Raw genomic sequence first — 17961 nt, 5'->3', positions numbered from 1 at the left:
GTGGGAACGATCGACACGATCGGGGGCTATCCGAGGGCTGTTTTCTCCAGGTGTTCAAGGATGATCGGATACACATCGACCACCGCGTTCTTGCCGAACATGCAATCGATGTGGCCGTAACCCGGCACCACATGCCGGCTGTAGCGTTCCGGCCCGTGCTTCTCGCAAACCCGCTGATAGGTCTTGAGCGTGCTTTCCGGCAGATAACACTGGTTGTCGGCACCGCTGATGAAGCAGATCGGCATGGTCAGCCGATCAAAGTGCGGCATGTACACATCGCGCCCTTTGAAATCCACCAGATGCCCTTTGCGCACGATCAGCGCCAGGTGCTCGAAGGTCTCTATGTTCGACTCGCCGAACAGTTCGTGCAGGTTGTCATGCAGCGTTTCATTGAGGGTGTCGTGGCGATACAGCGAGGCGTACATGAAGGTGATGCGGTGGCACACCGGGTTGGTGCAATAGCCCTGGGCTTCGATCCGCGCGTAGCCGTTGAGCGCCTTGTCGTAGAGCCGGTTGAACCAGTTCTCCTTGCTGTCGGCGTAAGCGGTCATCGATTTGATGCCGATCGCATCGAGCATCCCCGGCAGGTGCAGCCCGGCCTTCAACCCCGTTGCGGTCGCGACCACCGTGTCGGCGGCAATCTGCGAGCAGACCACCGAACGCACGCCCTGCAAACCAGCGAGCAGCGACATGAAGAACGTGGTCGCGCCGTAGCAATGCACCACGCACTGCACGTCTTTGGCTTTGGTTTCCTGCTGGATCTGTGCTATGGCGGCCTTGAAGTCGTACTGGGCGATCTGGTCGCCGTTCCATTCCTTCTTGCTTGCCGGCAGCAGGATGCTCACCCGGAAATCCAGCAGCCACACGTCGTAGTCGTGCTTGCACAGAAACTCCAGCAGGTTGGTCTGGATCGTGTCGGTCGAGAAGATATTCGAGCCCACACCCAGACCATGCACCAGCATTACCGGGCCTTTGCTGCCGGCCTGATAACGGGTCAGGCGCAACTGCACGCCATCTTCGGTGGAAAAGAAATGCACGGCCGGCGCCGGCGCATCCAGCGGCCGTTTCAGCCGTGGCGGCGCGTCGGGGTTGAAGTATTTGTCACCGGCAAACACCCCGCCATAACTCTCCCAGAGAATTCCGGCGAAGAACTTGCCGAACCGCGCCAGCCCTTCGATCCGCTCACGCTCGTTGCGCGCGTTGAGGACTTTCATGGTGGTCATCTGCTTGGCGAAGTCGGTCGGTTTGATGTGCATCACTCCGGAGCCGATCACCTCGCCGGTCTTGTCCGGCCCACGATACAGCGTGACGTAGAGGGTGCTGGTGTCGTGCCAGATATTCAGCACGCCGTTGTCTTCCGGCACGGTCTTGAAGGCGCTGAAGAAATAGTCGTTGCCGTCTTCGGCGGTCAGTTTCATGTCGTACTTCATGTGACGCGTATCGACCTGCTGCTCGAATTGCTCGAACAGGTTGAACACGCCGTTGCTGGCGGTCAGCGGTTCCGGCGACAGCGCCGGAGCGATCACCGTGCCGACGATGGTCGCGGCGTGTTCCGGCTCCTTGATCATCCGGTTGAGGTCGTTGGCGGTGATGGTCAGGGTGAAATCGATTGGCGAGTTGTCCGCCTCGCCACGTTTGGCGGCCGCCTCGTAAACCTTCAGGTCGGTACTTTGCGCGGCGGTGAAGGCGCGGGAGAAGTAGCCTTTCATGGTTTCAGTGAACTGCACGCCAAGGGTCGGCGACGCGGTCTGCTTGCGCGGCGCCGACGGCAGCGTGTAGTCGATCGTCCAGCCACGGTCGGCCGCCAGCAGGCCCATGTTGCGCTCGCTCACGGCGGAGATGGTCAGCAGCGGATTGACTGCCAGTGACGTCGGGATCACCGCGCCGTCGGTCACGTAGAGGTTGGCGTAGACATCGGTGCCGGTCGCACCACTGAACACCTGGCCCTTGTGGTTGACCACGCCTTGCGCGGCGTCTTCGCCCATCACGCAACCGCCCAGCGGATGCACCGAGACGATGCTGTGCTTGAGCAGTTTGGTCCAGATCGGATTCTCGACCCAGATCCCGCCCAGGGCCTTGGTGCTCTGGTACAGCCGTTCGTTGCCGATCTTGAAGTTTTCCTGCTCGCCGACGCCCGGCCAGTCGATGCGCAGTTGATCCTTGCTGTCGAGAACCATGCGTCCCTGACCGCTGTCGTGGCTCATGATCAGGTAGGTCTGCAGGTTGTGCAGCGCCCCGTGATACGGGCCGCGCAGGAAGCTTTCGGCTTCGCGCTCTTTGTACTTCACCTTGCCGCTGAAGCTGTCGTCGGTGGGCTTGCCGATCATCTCGGCGAACCCGGCCATCGCCGGCACCATCGGCCGGCCAAGGGCGCCAGGGATCGAACCTTCCTCGATGACCATACGACTGCTGCGGTCACCCTCGGTGCGCATGTCGATGATCGAGGTGATGCACGGGCCGACCGGTTGCAGCTCCTTGGCCGAATGCGCGCCGAAACCGATGCCGTTGATGGTCTGCTCGCAGTTATGGCCAAAGCCGAGGATGTCGCCGTTGCCGCTCATGTTCTCGCCGAGCTGGCCGGACATCACCAGACCTTTGTCCCGTGAGCGCAGCAAAATCTCGGTGGAACCGAGGGTGCCGGCAGAAACCACGACGATGTCGGCCTTCACGAACAAGGTCGGGGCGTCGAACTTCTCGCGGCCGCTGTCCAGGTATTGGAAATGCACGATCCAGCCGTTGCCGTCGCGCTCCAGATGCCGCACCTGGGCCTGGCAGAAAATCTCTGCGCCGTGGTTAGTGGCGTCCGGCAGATAGTTCATCAGCGTGGTGTTCTTGGCCTTGTTGTTACAGCCCGAGACGCAGTCGCCGCAGTGGTTGCACGGCAGTTGCTCGACGCCGACGTGGTTGAGGTTGTTGGGCAGTTTGTCGAAGGTCACGTTGATCGGCGGCTTGTAGAAGTGCGCGCCTTGCTTGAGGAAGTCTGCGGATTTTTTGTTGGCATCAAGCTTCGGCAGATTCGGCGAGGTGCTCGGGTAGGGATTGGGCTTGAGCATCTCCCGGGCCTTGGCGTAACCCGCCTTGAGCAAACCGTCACGGTCCTCGCGCACGGCCAGTGGCCAGCGCGGATCCTGGAACACATCGACGGTTGGCTCCAGAGAAACGTTGGCATTGATCAGCGACGTACCGCCGAGGCCGCAGCCGACCACCACGTTCTGCTGGGCGTTGACGTGCAGGTCGAACAACCCGGTGCGCGAGCCGAGGTGGCCGTCCGGGTCGTGCACCTGCAACTCTTCGGTCGCGGCGATCATGGTGTTGGGGTATTCGCCGGGCTGGATTTCCCGGCCGCGTTCCAGCAGACAGACCTTTTTACCGGCCCGGGCCAGGCGCGACGCGGCAATGCCGCCGCCATACCCGGAGCCGATGACGATCACGTCGTAGTGTTCCTTGATTTCGCTGATGGGCGTTGCGATCCGTGTCATGAGGGGGTTCCTCTCTCAGGCAGATGGGGCAACTCTGCGGTTGCCTGCAATCAATGGGCGAACGGGCACCTGGCCTCCGGGAAATCCCGACGGCAGTACAACGGTTTGGGCAGGAATCAGGTGCTACAGACGGGCGTGCTGATTGACGCCACGACGCAACGTGCGCTTGCGCGGCGAAGGTGCCGGCAGCGCGCGGAGCGTGCAGGGACTGAGGGGTAAGCGGTGTGGCTGGGTATCCATCACGCGTTCTCCCTGAACCAGATGTGGATAAGTGACAGCTGTCCTTGTGCCATTGCAGTGAAGACAGGCACCGGATCGAAGTCAAGGCGGGCTCTTAGAACTGTATGAAATCTGATCAATTGCGATTTGGACTAAGCCCGCCGGGGGCTGCAGGGTTTGGCGAACAAGTTATCCACACAGACACCCACAGCTAATGGGGACAACTGTGGATGAACTGGAACAATAATCGGGGTTTTGTGAAGAAAATTGGTGACTTATCCAGATGCAGGGTTTCCATTAGCGATTGATCGTTTTTTGATCAATCCTCTACATAGCACGGATTACCTGGCTTGCAGAGGATGGCGAACACCTTATCCACAGAAGCGCCAACAGAGTTCGGGGGTAACTTGGCGAGTGCTGTGGAAAAGCGCTGAGGGCGTTGATAAATCGGGGTTTGTTTGGGGATTGGCGGGTTAAAAGGTTGAATTGGACGTTTTTTGATCAGATCCTTGTAAGCCGCGGTTTATAGGGCTCTTGGCGGATAGCGAACATCTTATCCACAGAAGCGCCAACAGAGATTGGGGGCAAGTCTGGGCGTTGTTCTGGGGGAAAACCTCAGAAAAAACCGCGAGTTAGACTGGTTGTTTTTTGACCTGAGGGCTGGAGAGCTTGATTGCCGTGGGGTACAGGGAGGGGCGAACACGTTATCCACAGATCCGCCAACAGGGATTGTGGGTAAAGCACCCTCTCCCGAAGGGAGAGGGTCAGCAAAGGTTTCAGCGGACAACACCTTCTTCGATCAGCAGTTTGAGAATGGCTTCAGCACCGGCCTGCGCCGTCACGCCTTTCAGGACTTGCCCACCACCGCCGCTAGCCTTGGCCGTCGCCGCCTTCATCCGGTCCGCCCCGCTCTTGGCCTTGATCACCTTCAATCGTTTCGGCCGTGGCTTGGCCGGTTGCAGAGTCGCCACCGCGAGCAATTCGTCATCCACCACTTCCACGTCTTTAGCTTGAAGAGCGCCACGCCGCGCAGGCCCGTAAGCACTCTGCCGAGGCTTGGGCGCAGCGTTATCCACAGTCGCCAGAAACGGCAGGCGCACCTTCAACCGGCGGCGCTGCCCACGGGGCAACGCTTGCAGCACCAGCGCCGAACCGTCGTTGATCGACTCGACTTGCGCCAGCCCCACCACCAATGGCCAGCCCAGCCCTTCGGCCAGCAGGAACGGCAGCATCCCCGAACCCTCGCCGGTTTCCGCCTGGCTGCCGGTCAACACGACCTGGGCACCAGCATCACGCAGATACTCGGTCAATGCCGGCAACGCATCGGCGCCGGCCGGTTGTTCCAGCACGTGCATCTGCGCAAGCCCCATGCCCAGATAGGCGCGCAGCGCCGGTTCCGCGATGTCGCCGGCGTGCAGCACTTGCAGGTTGTCCCCCGCCAGTTGCAGGCCGAGCTCCACCGCGCGGGCGTCCTGATCGGCGCGACGCGGGCGGCCGGAGGTCGGGTGGGCGCCGATTGAAACCAGACTGATGATCTTTGTGCTCATAACCGTTCCTTAAGCCGCATCGCGCTTGGCTTCGTTGCGGTAAGCCTCTACCGCCGCGATCAAGGCCTGAAGAATTTCCGCGCTCTCACCGATCACCGACAGGTCGGCACGCTTGATCATGTCGCAGCCCGGATCGAGGTTGATCGCCACTACCTTGTCGCAGGCACCGATGCCTTGCAGGTGCTGGATCGCCCCGGAAATCCCCACGGCCACGTAAACTCGCGCGGTGACCCAGGTGCCGGACGCGCCGACCTGACGGTCGCGGGCCATGAAGCCATCGTCCACCGCCACCCGCGAAGCGCCTTCGGTAGCGCCGAGGGCGGCGGCGGTCTTGTGGAAAAGCTCCCAGTCCTTGACCCCGTTGCCGCCGGAGAAGATGAATTCGGCTTCGGCCATCGGAATCGCCGCCGGGTCCACCGCCACGGCGCCCAGATCCTCGATCCGCGACAGGCTGCGTGCGACGGGTGTGGATAACTCCACCGGCAGCGCTTCGTGACGGGTTTCGCTGACCGGTTCCGCGCATTCGGCTGAAGCCAGAATCAACCGCGCCACCGGGCGGGCCAGATCCTGCAGACCGGCACCGGCGCGGCCGATGCACTCCTGATCCTTGACCTGCCACACCCGTGTCGCCGGGCGTTCACCCAGTGCGGCAGCAAAGCGCCGACCGAGTTCGCCGCCGCCACTGCGGCTGTCCGGCAGCAGCCAGTGACGCGGGTTGAACTGGTTATCCACAGCCCGCAGGCCCTGGATCCGTTGCTCCGGTGCATAACCGCTGAACGCTTCGCCTTCCAGCACCAGCAAGCGGTCAACGCCCGCCGTGGCGAAAGCGTTTTCCTTATGCTCACCGAACACCACCGCCAGCACCGCGCCGTCGCTGCCGGCCAGTTGATGGGCCAGGCCAAGCAAGTCGCGGTCGTGGCTGCTCAAGCGGCCGCCGACCATGTCCGGCACCACGCTGATGTAAAACGCCGGGGCCGGCACCTGATGCAGCGGCAGTTGCACTTCCACCGCGGCCGAGCGTTTGACCGCCCCGCCCTGCTGGGCGCCGCTGCGGTCGATGCGCTTGATGCCGTTCGGCCCGATGAAACCGATGCCGTGCGGATTCTTGCGGATGATCCCATTGGGCCCCATCCAGCTGTGTTGCGTCGGTTGCATGGCCGCGTGCAGCGGGTGCAGACGGTTGCGTGCGATCCATTCGGCGCGGGGGTCGCGGCGGATAATGTCGCTCATCAGTGGGCCTCCGCAGGTTCACGTTTGGCCGGGGTGGCAGGCTTGTTCGGCGCGGCGTCTTCGAGCAGCGCGTCGGCCACCAGTTCGGCAATGTCCTTGATCAGCGGACGCGGTTCGACCACGCCTTCGAGCATCGCCGTGCACTGTGGACAACCCACGGCCACCAGCTCAGCGCCGGTCTCGCGAATGTCTTCCATGCGCATGTCGGGGATCCGCTGCTTGCCCGGAATGTCAGTGATCGGCGCCCCGCCACCGCCGCCGCAGCAGCGCGAACGGAAGCCGGAACGTTGCATCTCCTTGATCTCGATGCCGAGCGCACGCAGCACTTCACGCGGCGCCTCGTACTCGCCGTTGTAGCGGCCGAGGTAGCACGGATCGTGGTAGGTCACGCTGTTGCCTTTGTGCTGACCGAGGTTCAGCGCGCCGGCCTGGATGATTTCCGCCAGGTAAGTGCTGTGGTGCTGTACGAGGTAGTTGCCGTCGAACGCGCCGTACTCGTTTTTCAGCACATGAAAACTGTGCGGATCGCAGGTAACGATGCGGTTGAAGCTGTATTTGGCCAGGGTCTGGATATTGCGCTTGGCGAGCAGCTGGAAAGTCGCTTCGTCACCCAGACGTCGGGCCACGTCGCCGCTGTCGCGCTCTTCCAGACCCAGCACCGCGAAGTCGACCTTGGCCGCTTTCAGCACTTTGACGAACGCCCGCAGAGTGCGCTGGTTGCGCATGTCGAAAGCGCCATCGCCGACCCAGAACAGCACGTCGGTGGACTTCTTCTCGCTGAGCAGGTTGAGGTTCAGGTCCGCCGCCCAGTTCATCCGTCCGCCCGGGGCAAAACCGCCAGGGTTGTCGGTGGCGATCAGGTTTTCCAGGACTTCGGCGCCCTTGTTCGGGGTCGCGCCTTTTTCCAGGGTCAAGTGTCGGCGCATGTCGACGATGGCATCGACGTGCTCGATCATCATCGGGCATTCCTCGACGCAGGCGCGGCAAGTGGTGCACGACCACAGGGTTTCGGCATCGACCAGACCGTTGACGATCGGTTGATGCGGATTGCCGCTGTGTTCGCCCACCGGTTTGCCCGGATACGGGCTGCCGGCGAACTGGGCATCGGTGCCGCCGGCGAGGCCGACGACCATGTCCTGAATCAGCTTTTTCGGGTTCAACGGCTGGCCGGCGGCGAACGCCGGGCACGCGGCTTCGCACTTGCCGCACTGCACGCAGGCGTCGAAACCGAGCAACTGGTTCCAGGTGAAATCCTTGGGTTTCTCCACGCCCAGCGGCGCGCTCGGATCATTCAGGTCCAGCGGTTTCAAACCGGTGGAACGGCCGCCACCAAAACGTTCGGCGCGACGGTGCCAGGCCAGGTGCAGGGCACCGGCGAAGGCGTGTTTCATCGGCCCGCCCCAGGTCATGCCGAAGAACAACTCGGACACGCCCCACAGCACACCGATCCCGAGAATTGCTGCGAGCACCCAGCCGCCGAAGTTCTCCGGCAGGATTCCGGCCACGGGCAAGGTCACCAGGAAGAACGAGGCCGAGAACGCCAGCAGGCTTTTCGGCAGGCGCATCCACGGGCCTTTCGACAGCCGCGCCGGCGGGTTGAGCCGGCGCCGATAAACGAAGATCGCCCCGACGAACATCACCGCCGTCATCAGCAGCAACGCGTAGCCGAGGATCCGGTTATGCAGGCCGAAACCGTGCACCAGAATCGCCAGCACGATCGACGCCACCGCACCGCCCGCCGTGGCGACGTGGGTGTTGGCGATGTATTTGTCCCGCGCCACCACGTGGTGCAGATCGACCATGTAACGCTTGGGCATGGCGAACAGGCCGCCGATCAGATCGACCTTCGAGGCCCGGCCCCGACGCCACATGGCTACCCGTCGCAACGCCCCCAGCACCGCAAGGGCCAAGGCTGCGAACAACAGGATTGGAAGAAGGGTGTTCAACATGGTGAAGCTCCCACCAGTACAGCCTGGAGAAACACGTGACGATCGTTCCCACGCTCTGCGTGGGAATGCCTCAATGGACGCTCTGCGTCCGCTTTGGGACGCGGAGCGTCCCGGGCTGCATTCCCACGCGGACGGTTCGACGCCTCGACGTGGGAACGATCAGTCCATCAGCGTTTAGAAGTCTTTGCACAACCGCAGGGCGTCGTAGATGGCGGCGTGGGTATTACGCTGCGCCACGCAGTCACCGATGCGGAACAGCAGGTAACCGTCGCCGGTGCTGCTCAGCGAAGGTTGCGGCTGGATCGCGAACAGCGCCTCGACGTCGATCTGGCCCTTGTTGCGCGAGCCGTCCTTGAGGGCGTAGTAGATTTCTTCGTCCGGGCGCACGCCGTTCTCGACGACCACCTGATCCACCACCCGCTCCTCTTTGGCGCCGGTGTATTCGTTCTCCAGCACGGCGACGAGTTTGTCGCCTTCGCGGTAGACCTTCTCCAGCATCATGTCGCCGGTCATGATCACTTCTTTCGGGTACATGCTGCGGTAGTAGGTCGGGAACGACGTACCGCCGATGGCCACGCCCGGTTTGATGTCGTCGGTGACGATCTCGACCTGGCTGCCCTTGTCGGCGAGGAAGTCGGCCACCGACATCCCGGTGAACTCGCAGATGGTGTCGTAGACCAGCACGTTCTTGCCCGGCGCGACCTTGCCGTCGAGCACGTCCCAACTGCTGACCACCAGCCCTTCGGCGGCGCCCCAGTGTTCGTTCTGCTCCAGGTACGGATGCCCGCCAACGGCCAGCACCACGATGTCCGGACGCAGGTCCATGATGGTGTCGGCGTCCGCCGCAGTGCCCAGTCGCAGATCGACTTTCAGCCGCGCCAGCTCCAGCTGGAACCAGCGGGTGATACCGGCGATCTGGTCACGCTGCGGCGCTTTCGAGGCCGTAGTGATCTGGCCGCCGATGAATTCTTTCTTCTCGAACAGGGTCACGTCGTGGCCACGTTCGGCCGCCACACGGGCAGCTTCCATCCCCGCCGGGCCGGCACCGACGATCACCACCTTGCGTTTCGGCCCGGTGGATTTCTCGATGATGTGCGGCACGCCCATGTATTCACGGGAGGTCGCGGCGTTCTGGATGCACAGCACGTCCAGACCCTGGTACTGACGGTCGATGCAGTAGTTGGCGCCGACACATTGTTTGATCTGGTCGATCTGACCCATTTTGATCTTGGCGATCAGGTGCGGGTCGGCGATGTGGGCGCGGGTCATGCCGACCATGTCGACGTAACCGCCCTCGAGAATCCGCGTAGCCTGATTCGGGTCCTTGATGTTCTGCGCGTGCAGCACCGGAACCTTGACCACTTCCTTGATCCCGGCCGCCAGGTGCAGGAACGGCTCCGGCGGATAACTCATGTTCGGAATCACGTTGGCCAGGGTGTTGTGCGTGTCGCAACCCGAGCCGACGACGCCGATGAAATCGAGCATGCCGGTGTCGTCGTAATATTTGGCGATCTGCTTCATGTCTTCGTGGGACAGACCGTCCGGGTGGAACTCGTCACCGCAGATGCGCATGCCGACGCAGAAGTCGTCACCTACCTCGGCGCGTACGGCTTTCAGGACTTCCAGACCGAACTTCATGCGGCCCTCGAAAGTGCCGCCCCATTCGTCGGTCCGCTTGTTGACGCGCGGGCTCCAGAACTGGTCGATCATGTGCTGGTGCACGGCCGACAGTTCGACGCCGTCCAGGCCACCGGCCTTGGCGCGGCGCGCGGCTTGCGCGTAGTTGCCGATCACCCGCCAGATTTCTTCCGGCTCGATGGTCTTGCAGGTGGCGCGGTGCACCGGTTCACGGATGCCCGACGGCGACATCAGGGTCGGCCAGTGGAAACCGTCCCAACGGGAGCGACGACCCATGTGGGTAATCTGGATCATGATCTTGGCGCCGTGCTTGTGCATGGCGTCGGCGAGATTCTGGAAGTGCGGGATGATCCGGTCGGTGGACAGGTTCACCGAACTCCACCATTGCTGCGGGCTGTCGATCGCCACCACGGACGAACCGCCACAGATCGCCAGGCCGATGCCGCCCTTGGCTTTCTCTTCGTAATATTTGACGTACCGCTCGGTGGTCATGCCGCCGTCGGTCGCGTAGACCTCGGCGTGCGCGGTGCTGAGCACGCGGTTGCGGATGGTCAGTTTGCCAATTTGAATTGGCTGGAACATTGCTTCGAAAGCCATGGCGGGTTCCTCGACTTACAACGGCTTGACGGTGAACAGGCCGTCGTCGTGGCCTTCTTCGGAGCCACCGTAGACCTGCTCGGCCACGGTGCGGATCTTGCTGCCGCGAGCGGCGAGGATCTGGTCCATGGCACCGGCAAACCACCCGGTGAACATGTAGTCGACCTTGCGCCCGACCTTGCCGTAGACGTAGACGAACGCCGAGTGTTCGAGCTTGACGCTGGCGGTGCCTTTGTCGAGGTCGATGTCCTGGATCTTGAACAGGCCCCAGCCGCGCTGCGACAGGCGCTTCATGTAGTGTTCGAACACCGCGACGCCTTCCAGACCGTGGCACTCGGCTTCTTTTTCACACCAGTGCCAGGCGGATTTGTAGCCGGCCTTGTAGAGGATTTCGGCATAGGCGTCAGCGCCCAGCACTTCCTCGATGCCCATGTGGTTGTTGACGAAGAAATGGCGCGGCACGTACAGCATCGGCAGGGCGTCGGAGGTCCAGACACCGGTCTCGCTGTCGACTTCGATTGGCAATTGCGGGGCGATCTTGGCCATGGAAACTTAACTCCAGAAAAATTTTGGTGTTGCCCCCGGCGCGGACGGCCGGGGGAAAGTATTCGGGAAGCGGCGGCTTACTCGCCCCAAACGTCTTTCAAGACGTTGACCCAGTTTTCGCCCATGATCTTGCGTACCACGCGCTCGGAGTGGCCGCGCTTGAGCAGGGTTTCGGTCAGGTTCGGGAACTCGCCGACGGTGCGGATGCCCAGCGGGTTGATGATCTTGCCGAAGTTGGTCAGACGGCGGGCGTAGCCCTTGTCGTGGGTCAGGTATTCGAAGAAGTCCTGGCCGTGACCCTGGGTGAAGTCGGTGCCAATGCCGATGGCGTCTTCGCCGACGATGTTCATGGTGTATTCGATGGCTTCGGCGTAGTCGTCGATGGTCGAATCGATGCCCTTGGCCAGGAACGGCGCGAACATGGTCACGCCGACGAAACCGCCGTGGTCAGCGATGAACTTCAGCTCTTCATCGGACTTGTTGCGCGGGTGCTCTTTCAGCCCCGACGGCAGGCAGTGGGAATAGCAGACCGGTTTTTTCGATTCGAGGATGACTTCTTCGGAGGTCTTGGAGCCGACGTGGGACAGGTCGCACATGACGCCGACACGGTTCATCTCGGCGACGATTTCGCGACCGAAACCCGACAGGCCGCCGTCACGTTCGTAGCAACCGGTGCCCACCAGGTTCTGGGTGTTGTAGCACATCTGCACGATGCCGACGCCGAGCTGCTTGAACACCTCGACATAACCGATCTGGTCTTCGAACGCATGGGCGTTCTGGAAGCCGAAGAGGATGCCGGTCTTGCCCTGCTCCTTGGCCTTGCGGATGTCGGCGGTGGTGCGGACGGGGATCACCAGGTCGCTGTTTTCACGAATCAGTTTCTGGCTGGCGGCGATGTTGTTGACCGTGGCCTGAAAGCCCTCCCACACCGACACGGTGCAGTTGGCCGCCGTCAGACCGCCCTTGCGCATGTCTTCGAACAGCTCGCGGTTCCATTTGGCAATGATCAGACCGTCGATAACGATGCTGTCGGCGTGTAATTCGGCTGGGCTCATCAGGCGTCCCCTTATTGGCGATTCATGCGCCGAATCGTCTGCCGGCGCTTTGGGGCCAGCATATGCCTCGGTGCGCGACCAGCCGGGTGCAAAAACGACAGGGGAATTGCCGAAAGCGTCAATCCGCGACAAAGGGTCGCCAACCGGTCCGACCGGCCACCTGTTCAAGCCCGCGAGCTTGAGCCAGAATCTGCCGCATCCCGGAAACACCACTGGATTAGAGCGGCGACATCAATGAAATCGATCTTCCTGGCCCTGGCCCTGATTGCGACCGGCGTACACGCCGCCGAAGAGTCCGACAACAACCCGTGCGACGCGGTGGAAAACGACATCCAGACCCTGGAATGCTCGACCTACAGCCGCACCACCGCCGAGGACCTGCTCAAGGACAACTACGCCAGCCTGAACGAGCGCATGCAGACCACCTACGGCAAGAACCCGGCGCAACTGGCCGACATCACCGCCAAAATCAAGGCCGCCCAGCAACAATGGCTGAAAACCCGCGACGCCGACTGCGCCGTTGAAGCCTTCCCGGCGACGGACGGCAGCAAAGCGTTCAAGATTGCGCAGAATGATTGCGTGGCGCGGATGAGTGACGAGCGGTCGGAGTTTTTGGAGTCGATCGGGCAGGAGTGAGGAGCGTTCCCGCACGAATCGGGCAGGAACGATGACACCCCATTCTCATGACGCCATGAAAGGCGACTTGAAGGGACGCTTCTGCAACGACGGGATGGGCGCGTATTCATAACCCAACGCGCGGATGTCCATGACGTGTCTGACGGTTCTCGTCCATGGCGCCAGCGTGTCATCAAGGTTATGACCGGGTGGCCCACCACTGATCGGCGTGTAATGCGGAGCCCATTGCGGATTGTCCAGCGCCATTTGTGCCTGCCAATTCGCCCAGATCCTGTCGATATTGCAGTGGTGCAGGAAGAACACCGGATCTTCAGGGGAGGTCATGGCCAACATGTTGCCCCCTATCCACAGATGGACACGGTTGTGCAGCTGCGAACCCGGGGTTGTGACCTGAGGATCACCTCGTTGCGTGATCCACCCCTCCAGTCGATTGCGAAATCCCCTGGTGTATGGGCCGGAATCGTAAGGCGGCGTGTCGTACAACCACTCTCGCATCGCCATGTCTACGTCTGCAGACGTCGGAAGCGAGGTCACAAGAACGCCGAACTGACGCTTGAGACCAGGTTCCGTCTCACCGTTTTCCGGGTAGGCCGGAACCGGCCAGTTTCCGTACTGGTGAGCAAAAGGCCCGTTCTGTACTCGATCATGATCACCTGGGCTGCCATTACCGCCCATCCATTCATCACTCCAGACGGGTGAGTTTGTCGGATCAAACGTGTCCTGAGTCCAGTCCCAATACGGCAGAGTCACTTGAGGATCAATCGCACGCAAGTCCGCCTCGAACTGCATCAACATTTCTCGATGCCATGGCAGAAATGCCGGGCCGAGGTGGGCTCCGTTTCGATACTCAGGATCTTGCGGTTCCCAAGGATGCACAGTGGGTTTCATCACTTGGTGATGCCAGTGCACATATTTGTCGTACCCCCCATTACGCTTGAGGGTGAGCAGACAGTTGATGAATGCGGCCCGCTCGAAGGCTGTGTGCGAGCGAATTTCTTTCCTGACGATCATTGTGCGACTCCTTTGCCGGAACAGTTGTTCTTGGGTTCAGAGCCGGTGATGGCCCTCGCATCAATCTTCGAAGCAATGTCGATAAGGATCTACTGTCAGAAATAACAGGTAGCGGGCTGTATCCGACAAACGGAAATTCGGCGTTGCCCTAACCGAGCGCCGGTGCAAGGCTACTTGCGCGAAGATTGCAGCGGCATTTGGCATCACCGCCAACCAGCTTGAGCTGTAAGCTGCACCTCTTCAGCCAATCAGGGGATTCACATGAACATCTGCGGTATCGAAATCAAAGGCAGTGAAGCGATCATCGCCGTGGCGTCCCTCGACGGTTCGGTGCTGAGCCATGTCGCGTTGAACACCAAGAAAATCGCGCTGGACGATGACGACGAGGCGGCCAACGTGAAGCTGTTCGCCGCTCAGGTGGCGTCGTTCGTGCGCGAGAACTCCATCGATCGCATCGCGATCAAGAAACGCAGCAAGAAGGGTGAATTCGCCGGTGGGCCGACCACGTTCAAGATCGAGGGCGTGTTTCAGTTGCTGGACGGTTGCGAGGTGACGCTGCTGTCACCGCAGACGATCAATGCCCAGGCCAAGAAGCACAATTTCGAGCTGCCAGGCACGCTGAACAAGTATCAGCATGAAGCCTACAAGGCAGCGTGCTCGGCATTGGTGAAGAAGTAGCTAGCGCGCTTTACGTGCGCTCAGCCAGTCGCCGAAGGACTTGTCTTCCAGCGCATAGCCACCACGGCTCGACTTCCACACCAGTTCCTTGTCGCGCAGGGCATCGATGCAGGCCTGAATGGTCTGGGTGCCCGGCACCACGTCGCTGCCCATGTTTTCCAGTGCCTTGCCGACCGCCATGAGCGTGCTGTCAGTGAACGGTGCAAAGGGCTCGTTGTTCTGTGAGCGCTCCACCATCACCTCCAGCACGGCGCGCTGAGGAATTGTCAGAGCGTTCCACGCGCTCTCGAACTCGGTCCATACGCCTGCGCGCAACAATTCGGCACGGCTTTGCAGCAGTTGCCCCAGATTGCTGGCCTCGCCCAGCTCCAGCGCGACTTCGCCGATGATGGTGCGCAACATTTCCGGGCGTCGCCCCACCAATTCAAAGGCGTCGTCGATATCAGCCGCGCTGAACTGGTTGGTCTCGGCCAGATGGGCGTTGAGGTGCAAGGTGTACGCCTGGGTGAACTCTTTCCCCAGCAGCGGAAAGGGCGTGATGCTCGAGCCGAAGAACGGTTGGCTCTTGCCCAGCACCAGGTGCGCGAGTTTGTCGCGATTGGAACCGGTGAACACCAGATGCAAACCGCTGCCCTCGCCTTCCCGTCCCTGGTTGAGCTGATCCCGTGCAGCCTTCAGGGCAAACATCGCGTTGATGCCTGCGGCGGTGGTGAGCGCGTGCTGGGCCTCATCGATCACCAGCACTACGGATTTTTCGGCGGCGCTGTGGAGCAGTTCCAGTGCTTGCGTCAGGGTCGCGCCGACCGGCAGTTGCGGCTTGGTGAAATCCCAGGACAAGGTGCGCACAAAGCTGAGTTTTTCGATGCCGATATTCTTCGCCAGTTTGCGAATGCCCTTTTCGAAGGGGACCAACGCGCCTGCAATGGCACTGGCGATCAGGTCAGCAGGGTCTTTTTCCTTGTCGGCCCACAGGTCGACGTAAACCGTCAGCCAGCCTCGGGCCTGGCATTCCGGGATCAGATCCTCGCGCAGAAAGGTACTTTTGCCGGTGCGACGCGGCGCTGCCAGAAACAGGCCGGAGGTGAAATCCTGCAGACCTGCACCCACCAGACCATCGGCAACGCTGCGGGCCAGAGCGGGGCGGCGGAAAACGAAGCCGTTGTTTCGGGACATGGTTTTACACTCAATTATTCAAACGACTGTAATTTATACCTGGAAGTATAATTAACTATAATCGTCCGTCAAACGGCCTCCCGTCGCCGGTCCTCCCGTGGACACCGGGCAAACTTCGCCCGGTAGCTGCGAGTGAAATACGACGGTGATTCAAATCCGCAGGCAATGCTGACTTCCAGCACGCTCATGTCGGTCTGGCGCAGCAGCTGTCGGGCCTTTTCCAGTCTTAGGCGCAGATAGAAATTGCTCGGTGTGTCGTTCAGGTGCAGACGGAACAACCGCTCCAGTTGTCGGCGAGTCACCTTGATCGATTCCGCCAGTTCCAAAGTGGTCAGCGGCGGTTCGCTGTGCTGTTCCATCTCGCCAATTACATGCACCAGCTTCTTGTTGCTGATGCCGTAACGCGTGGCAACTTCCATGCGCTGGTGGTCCTTGCGCGGACGAATCCGCCCCAATACAAACTGCTCGCTGACCTGGATCGCCAGTTGCGGGCCGTGGGCCTGGGCAATCAGGTCGAGCATCAGGTCGATGGACGCGGTGCCGCCGGCAGAAGTGATGCGCCGACGGTCGATCTCGAACAACTCCTGGGTGACGCTGAGCTGTGGATAAGATTCCTTGAAGGCGTCGATGGCCTCCCAGTGCAGGGTCAGGCGATGACCATCGAGCAAGCCGGCCTCGGCGAGGACGAAACTGCCGGTGTCGATGGCGCCGAGGGTCACGCCTTCGTTGTCCAGCCGTCGCAGCCAGTGCTCCAGCGCCGGGGTGGCGAATTTCAGCGGCTCGAAACCGGCGACCACCAGCAGCGTCGCCCCTTTCTTCAGCGGCTCCAGCGCCGCATCGGCGTTGACCGACATCCCGTTGCTCGCCAGCACCGCCCCGCCATCGGCACTCAAGACGTGCCAGCGGTACAGCTCGCCGCGAAAGCGGTTGGCCACCCGCAGCGGTTCGATCGCAGAGATGAAACCGATGGCGGAAAAACCCGGCATCAACAGAAAGTAGAAATCCTGGGACATGGCGCGCACTCGAATCGCGGGTAGCGTGCAACGTTGATACGCCAGTTGTCGGCGGCATTCAAGAGCACAGGTCGCTGCAGTGCAAGAGCTGGTCGCCGCAGTGCGTTTTTGCGGGGGCATTGCTGCGTAATTTGAGCATCACCGGCACGACAGATGCCGGGCCCCACAATAACGACCTGCCGAGGAACCCGACATGAAACGACTGATCAGCAGCTGTGTTCTCGCACTCAGCGGTACCGCGTTTTTAAGCGCCAGTGTCATGGCGGCCGATTCCCCATCGTGTCAGAACGTGCGCATGGGCGTGGTGAACTGGACCGACGTGATCGCCACCAGCGCCATGGCCCAGGTTCTGCTCGACGGCCTCGGCTACAGCACCAAACAGACCAGCGCCTCCCAGCAGATCGTCTTTGCCGGGATCCGCGACCAGCGTCTGGACCTGTTCCTCGGCTACTGGAACCCGCTGATGACCCAGACCATCACCCCGTTCGTCGAGGCCAACCAGGTCAAGGTGCTTGAAGCGCCAAGTCTCAAGGACGCCCGCGCCACCCTCGCCGTGCCGACCTATCTGGCGGACAAGGGCCTGAAAACCTTCGCCGACATCGCCAAGTTTGAAAAAGAGTTGGGCGGCAAGATCTACGGCATCGAGCCTGGCTCGGGCGCCAACACCCAGATCAAGGCGATGATCGCCAAGAACCAGTTTGGCCTCGGCAAGTTCCAGCTCGTGGAATCCAGCGAGGCCGGCATGCTCGCCGCCGTCGATCGCGCCGTCCGCCGCAAGGAAGCCGTGGTGTTCTTCGGCTGGGCACCGCACCCGATGAACGTCAACGTGCAGATGACTTATCTGACCGGCAGCGATGACGCCCTCGGCCCGAACGAAGGTATGGCCACCGTGTGGACCGTCACTGCGCCGAAATACGCCGAACAATGCCCGAACGTCAGCCGCCTGCTGAGCAACCTGACGTTCACCGCCGAAGACGAGAGCCGGATGATGCAGCCGCTGCTCGATCACAAGGACGCTTTCGAATCAGCCAAACAATGGCTCAAGGATCACCCGCAGGACAAACAGCGCTGGCTCGAAGGCGTCACCACCTTCGATGGCAAACCGGCGGCTGAAAACCTCCAGCTCACCAGCAAATAAACCGCAACGAACGAACCACTTCGCAGCCTGCCACGGGCTGCGAACAGACCCA

Annotated in this window: 13 protein-coding genes; 3 read left to right on the top strand and 10 right to left on the bottom strand. The window is 61.4% G+C overall.

Features of this window, described 5'->3' with window-relative positions:
• Nucleotides 1–26: 26 nt before the first annotated feature.
• From AWU82_RS13155 to AWU82_RS13125, 7 genes are all read right to left on the bottom strand, one after another.
• On the bottom strand, nucleotides 27–3479 hold the full coding sequence (locus tag AWU82_RS13155; protein ID WP_064380239.1) for a GMC oxidoreductase: 3453 nt from the start codon (nucleotides 3477–3479) through the stop codon (nucleotides 27–29).
• Between the two features lie 995 nt (nucleotides 3480–4474).
• Entirely contained in the window at nucleotides 4475–5245 is a 771-nt protein-coding gene (gene etfB / locus AWU82_RS13150; RefSeq protein ID WP_064380237.1) for an electron transfer flavoprotein subunit beta, read from the bottom strand.
• A 9-nt stretch (nucleotides 5246–5254) separates the two neighbouring features.
• Nucleotides 5255–6475 (bottom strand): electron transfer flavoprotein subunit alpha, encoded by a 1221-nt coding sequence (gene etfA, locus AWU82_RS13145; RefSeq protein ID WP_064380235.1) that lies wholly within the window; start codon nucleotides 6473–6475, stop codon nucleotides 5255–5257.
• Nucleotides 6475–8424, bottom strand: coding sequence for a dimethylglycine demethylation protein DgcB (gene dgcB, locus AWU82_RS13140; RefSeq protein ID WP_064380233.1), 1950 nt, complete (start codon nucleotides 8422–8424; stop codon nucleotides 6475–6477). The genes etfA and dgcB overlap by 1 nt, the downstream gene beginning before the upstream one ends.
• Nucleotides 8425–8598: 174 nt before the next feature.
• Nucleotides 8599–10659 (bottom strand): dimethylglycine demethylation protein DgcA, encoded by a 2061-nt coding sequence (gene dgcA / locus AWU82_RS13135; protein WP_011336289.1) that lies wholly within the window; start codon nucleotides 10657–10659, stop codon nucleotides 8599–8601.
• A gap of 15 nt (nucleotides 10660–10674) precedes the next feature.
• Complete coding sequence (locus AWU82_RS13130) at nucleotides 10675–11205, bottom strand: DUF5943 domain-containing protein (RefSeq protein ID WP_007926354.1); 531 nt, start codon at nucleotides 11203–11205, stop codon at nucleotides 10675–10677.
• 77 nt (nucleotides 11206–11282) lie between these two features.
• Nucleotides 11283–12260, bottom strand: a complete 978-nt coding sequence (locus AWU82_RS13125) for a dipeptidase (protein WP_007959776.1) — start codon at nucleotides 12258–12260, stop codon at nucleotides 11283–11285.
• A 234-nt stretch (nucleotides 12261–12494) separates the two neighbouring features.
• Between AWU82_RS13125 and AWU82_RS13120 the strand changes: the two genes are divergently transcribed.
• Nucleotides 12495–12896 carry a lysozyme inhibitor LprI family protein gene (locus tag AWU82_RS13120; protein WP_064380231.1) on the top strand — a complete coding sequence of 134 codons (402 nt, stop codon included), beginning with the start codon at nucleotides 12495–12497 and terminating at the stop codon, nucleotides 12894–12896.
• 45 nt (nucleotides 12897–12941) lie between these two features.
• Here the strand turns inward: AWU82_RS13120 and AWU82_RS13115 are convergent, their stop codons facing one another.
• Entirely contained in the window at nucleotides 12942–13907 is a 966-nt protein-coding gene (locus tag AWU82_RS13115; RefSeq protein ID WP_064380229.1) for a tyrosinase family protein, read from the bottom strand.
• Nucleotides 13908–14168: 261 nt separating this feature from the next.
• On the opposite strand from AWU82_RS13115, the gene AWU82_RS13110 reads away from it, so the two are divergent.
• A complete protein-coding gene (locus tag AWU82_RS13110; protein WP_007959772.1) occupies nucleotides 14169–14585 on the top strand; it encodes a DUF3010 family protein in 417 nt (138 codons plus the stop codon).
• Here the strand turns inward: AWU82_RS13110 and AWU82_RS13105 are convergent, their stop codons facing one another.
• A complete protein-coding gene (locus tag AWU82_RS13105) occupies nucleotides 14586–15758 on the bottom strand; it encodes an ATP-binding protein (RefSeq protein ID WP_064380227.1) in 1173 nt (390 codons plus the stop codon).
• A 68-nt stretch (nucleotides 15759–15826) separates the two neighbouring features.
• Nucleotides 15827–16771 (bottom strand): GlxA family transcriptional regulator, encoded by a 945-nt coding sequence (locus tag AWU82_RS13100; RefSeq protein ID WP_011336294.1) that lies wholly within the window; start codon nucleotides 16769–16771, stop codon nucleotides 15827–15829.
• Between the two features lie 193 nt (nucleotides 16772–16964).
• On the opposite strand from AWU82_RS13100, the gene choX reads away from it, so the two are divergent.
• Nucleotides 16965–17909: a choline ABC transporter substrate-binding protein gene (gene choX, locus AWU82_RS13095; protein ID WP_064380226.1), complete on the top strand. Its 945-nt coding sequence runs from the start codon at nucleotides 16965–16967 to the stop codon at nucleotides 17907–17909.
• Nucleotides 17910–17961: the final 52 nt, after the last annotated feature.

Source organism: Pseudomonas glycinae (assembly GCF_001594225.2).
Classification (GTDB): Bacteria; Pseudomonadota; Gammaproteobacteria; order Pseudomonadales; family Pseudomonadaceae; genus Aquipseudomonas; species Aquipseudomonas glycinae.
The sequence above is the reverse complement of the archived record's forward strand: the minus strand, read 5'-3'. Positions and strand labels throughout refer to the sequence as shown.